This window comes from Streptomyces hirsutus (genome assembly GCF_001418415.1).
Lineage (GTDB): Bacteria > Actinomycetota > Actinomycetes > Streptomycetales > Streptomycetaceae > Streptomyces > Streptomyces hirsutus.
The window spans coordinates 1-3,967 of record NZ_LIQT01000709.1 but is presented as its reverse complement, the minus strand read 5'-3'; the positions used below and the strand labels follow the sequence as shown (position 1 = coordinate 3,967).

The 3,967-nt window shown below is 72.8% G+C and carries 1 protein-coding gene and 2 pseudogenes; 2 read left to right on the top strand and 1 reads right to left on the bottom strand.

Translation table 11 applies throughout. From position 1 onward, the window contains the following. Both AOK11_RS37730 and AOK11_RS37725 read left to right on the top strand, forming a co-directional pair. A pseudogene (locus tag AOK11_RS37730) lies at positions 1-600 on the top strand (DNA primase); the annotation flags it as partial. A 152-nt stretch (positions 601-752) separates the two neighbouring features. Further along, a pseudogene (locus AOK11_RS37725) lies at positions 753-2,099 on the top strand (RNA polymerase sigma factor). Positions 2,100-2,276: 177 nt separating this feature from the next. Here the strand turns inward: AOK11_RS37725 and AOK11_RS37720 are convergent. Further along, the gene (locus AOK11_RS37720; protein WP_055598125.1) at positions 2,277-3,890 is read right to left on the bottom strand and encodes an MFS transporter; all 1,614 of its coding nucleotides are present in this window, start codon (positions 3,888-3,890) and stop codon (positions 2,277-2,279) included. Positions 3,891-3,967 lie beyond the last annotated feature (77 nt).

Below are 3,967 nucleotides of genomic sequence, written 5' to 3'. Positions count from 1 at the left end.
GTACTGCTGCGGGCCGCCGCCCCCGACCGGCAGCAGCACGGCGGAGGCGGCGGCCCGCAGCAGTACGGCTCCGCCCCCGCCCAGGCATCCCCGCGCGGCCCCGCCCTCAACTTGCGCAACCCCGTCTTCGCCACCGAACGCGAACTGCTCAAGCTCGCCCTCCAGCGCCCCGAGCTGGTCTCCCCGGCCTTCGACGCGTACGGCCTCGACGAGTTCACCGCCCCGGTGTACGCGGCGGTGCGCCAGGCCATTCTGGACGCGGGAGGCGCCGAGTCCGGCGTTCCCGATTCCCAGGACTATCTGATCCGCGTCCGTGAGGCCGCCCCCGACGACACCGTCCGCGCCATGGTCACCGAACTCGCCGTCGAGGCGATCATGCTGCACCGGGGCGTCAAGGAGGTCGACGAGAACTACGCGGGCGCCCAGCTGGTCACCGTCCGCCGCCGCGCCGTCGAGCGCCGCATCCGCGAGATCACCGGGCGGCTGACCCGCGTCGCCTCCCAGGGCGACCCGGCCGAACTGGCCTCCGTGCAGAACGAGCTGTGGGTCCTCCAGCAGTACGACCAGGCCCTGCGCGCACACGGCGCGGCGGCCCTGTAACCCGTACCCGCCCCGCCTCCCTCCCCTCCTCTCCCCTTCCCTCCTTTTCTCCGTCCTTGTCTCCTTCCGTCACCGGGCGGTCACCGGCCGGAAGCAAAAAGTCGTCGCACGCCCCTCGTGGGGACGATGTGTCGTACCCCACACTGGGTGCGGTGCCTGAGTCCTCGGAGCGCGGCCGCTCCGTCCCCCGACGGGTCCCGGACCCCCGCGGCCACGCTCATCGCGTACGGGACGGACAGCGGCGAGGCCACCGGCTCCGCCCCGAAGTACCGCTGCCGCCCTCCTCGGCAGCGATCATCCTGGAGGTCGCCCCGGTGCAGACCCAGACCCAGACCCTCGCCCAGTCCGCCGCGCGTACGGCCGGTGCGCGGCCCGACGCGGACGTCCTGGTGGCGGTGCCCACGCACAGCCGGGCCGCACACCACCCCCGGACGGAGCCCGAACCCCCCTCCGCCGCACTCGACCCGGGGAACCCGGCGGACCCCGCGGACGCGGCGGACCCCATGGAGGCGGCGGAGCCCGTGGAGGCGGCGGACCCAGTGGAGGCGGTGGAGGCGGCCCCGCCGCCGGTGCGCACCGAGTCCGGCAGCCCCTCCTCGGACCTGTTCCGGCAGTACCTGCGGGAGATCGGCCGCATCCCCCTGCTCACCGCCGCCGAGGAGGTCGAACTCGCCTGCCGCGTCGAGGCCGGACTGTTCGCCGAGGAGAAGCTGCGGCTGGCCTCCGACCTGGACAGCAGGCTCGCTCTGGACCTGGACCGGCTCGTCGTCATGGGCCGGATGGCCAAGCGGCGGCTGATCGAGGCCAACCTGCGGCTCGTCGTCTCCGTCGCCAAGCGGTACGTGGGCCGCGGGCTGACCATGCTGGACCTGGTGCAGGAGGGCAACCTCGGCCTGATCCGGGCCGTGGAGAAGTTCGACTACGCGCGCGGCTACAAGTTCTCCACCTACGCCACCTGGTGGATCCGCCAGGCCATGTCCCGCGCGCTGGCCGACCAGGCCCGCACCATCCGCGTCCCCGTGCACGTCGTCGAACTCATCAACCGTGTCGTCCGCGTCCAGCGCCGCATGCTCCAGGAACGCGGCTACGAACCGACCACGGTCGAGGTCGCCGCCCAGCTCGACCTGGCCCCCGAGCGGGTCGGCGAGGTGCTGCGGCTCGCCCAGGAGCCCGTCTCCCTGCACGCCCCGGTGGGCGAGGAGGACGAGGTCGCCCTCGGCGACCTCATCGAGGACGGCGACGCCGCGAGCCCCGTCGAGTCGGCCGCGTTCCTGCTGCTGAGGGAACACCTGGAGGCGGTCCTGTCGACGCTGGGGGAGCGGGAGCGCAAGGTCGTCCAGCTCCGCTACGGCCTGGTCGACGGCCGCCCCCGCACCCTGGAGGAGATAGGCCGCATCTTCGGCGTCACCCGCGAGCGCATACGCCAGATCGAGTCCAAGACCCTCAACAAACTCCGCGACCACGCCTTCGCCGACCAGCTGCGGGGCTACCTGGAGTGAACGGGAAGGGGCCGCTCGCGGAAACCGCGGGCGGACCGATGCGCTTGTGGCGTACGGCAGTTGACGCCGTGTCGGGGAGGCGCCGAGGTCCGCCGGGTCCGTGGCCGGGAGGGCGGGCGCCCCGGCCACGGAAGCCACGGACGGAGGTCCTGTGCGCGTCCGCCGGCTGTTACGCGGTCATCGCGGGGCGACGGTCCCGGTGACCTCCGCCTCGGTCGCCGGCGCGGGCACCGGATTCCTCGGGCCGCGGGCCAGGACGTAGAGGAACAGGACGCCCATGACGGCGACGCCTGCCCACATGGCCTGCTGCCAGCCGTCGACGAAGGACTGCTGGGCGGCATGGACGAGCGTCTGCTCGTGTGAGCCGGCACCGCCGGCGGCCTCGACGGCGTTGGCGACGCCTTCCCGTGCGGTGTCCGCGACCCCCTCGGGGACGACGCCACGCAGTCTGTCGTCGACGGCGCTGCGGTAGCCGGCCGACAGGAGCGCTCCGAGCAGGGCGACACCCAGCGCGGTACCGAACTCGCGGGTGACGTCGTTGAGTGCCGAGGCGACACCCTGGCGCTCACGTGGCAGGGAGCCGGTGATGGCCTCGGTGGAAGGCGTCATCGACAGGCCCATGCCGATGCCCATGGCCAGCATGCCGGGCAGGACGGACGGATAGCCGCCGTCGACGGAGACGAAGGCGGCCATGAGCGCCAGACCGGCACCGGCCGGAAGGATGCCCGCGGCCATGGTCGAGCGGGGACCGATGCGTGCGGCGAGCCGGGGGGCCAGGCCGGAAGCCAGCATCATGGCCACGGCCATGGGCATCAGCGCGAGCGTGGACCGCAGGGCCGACCAGCCGAGCACGGCCTGGAGGAACGGGAAAAGGACCACGAAGATCCCTGCCTGCACACCGAAGACCACCAGGAGCGTGATCGAGCCGCCGGCCAGGCTGCGCTCCCGGAAGAGGCGCACATCCAGCAGGGAGGCCTCCCGGCGGTGCAGCTCCCAGACCACGAAGCAGAGGGTGGCCGCGACCCCGACGACCAGGCTGATCAGGGTGACGGGGGCGGTCCAGCCGCGCTCCGGGCCCTCCTGGAGGACGAAGATGAGGCCGACCACCGCGACGACGGAGGTCAGCGCGCCGATGGTGTCGAAGGCGTGCCCGGAGCTCTCGCGTGAGTCGGGAACCGACTTCAGCGCCATGCCCAGCGCGACGACGACCAGCACCACGGGCAGGACGAACAGCCACCGCCAGTTCGCCACGTCGACGAGGACGGCGGAGAGGAACATGCCCAGGACGCCGCCGCCTCCGGCGACACCGGTCCACACGCCGATCGCCCGGCTGCGTTCGCCCTCCGGGAAGGTGGAGGTGATGACCGCGAGGGTGATGGGCATGATCATCGCCGCGCCGGCACCGCTCACCACGCGCGCGGCGAGCATCACCTCGGCTGTCGGGGCCAGACCCGCCACGGCGCTCGCGATGCCGAAGACGATCAGACCGGCGATCAGCATGGGTTTGCGGCCCAGCCGGTCGCCGATCGCGCCGAGCGGCAGCAGGAGCGCGGCCAGGCCGAGGGTGTAGACGTTGATGATCCACAGGACCGTGCTCTGCGAGGCGCCGAACTCGACGGCGAGGTCGGGCTGGGCGACGTTCAGCCCGGACACCGAGGCGACCACGGCCATCAAGGCGGTACAGACGGCGATCAGGGTCATGCGCAGCCGACGCGCGTCCGGCGCGCCCGCGCCGCGGGCTCCACCGTTCCCTTCAGCGGCTGCCACCTGCGCGGACTGGTTCGTACTCATGGGGTCCTCTCCCGAAGGGCATGCGGAATCAGCGCCGGGACATGGCCGGTCGCCGAATGAAGGGGGCGGGGGCGGGG

What these genes read in the sequence shown, in the direction of transcription:
- AOK11_RS37720 (WP_055598125.1), bottom strand. Translation starts at nt 3,890, where the DNA reads ATGAGTACGAACCAGTCCGCGCAGGTGGCAGCCGCTGAAGGGAACGGT.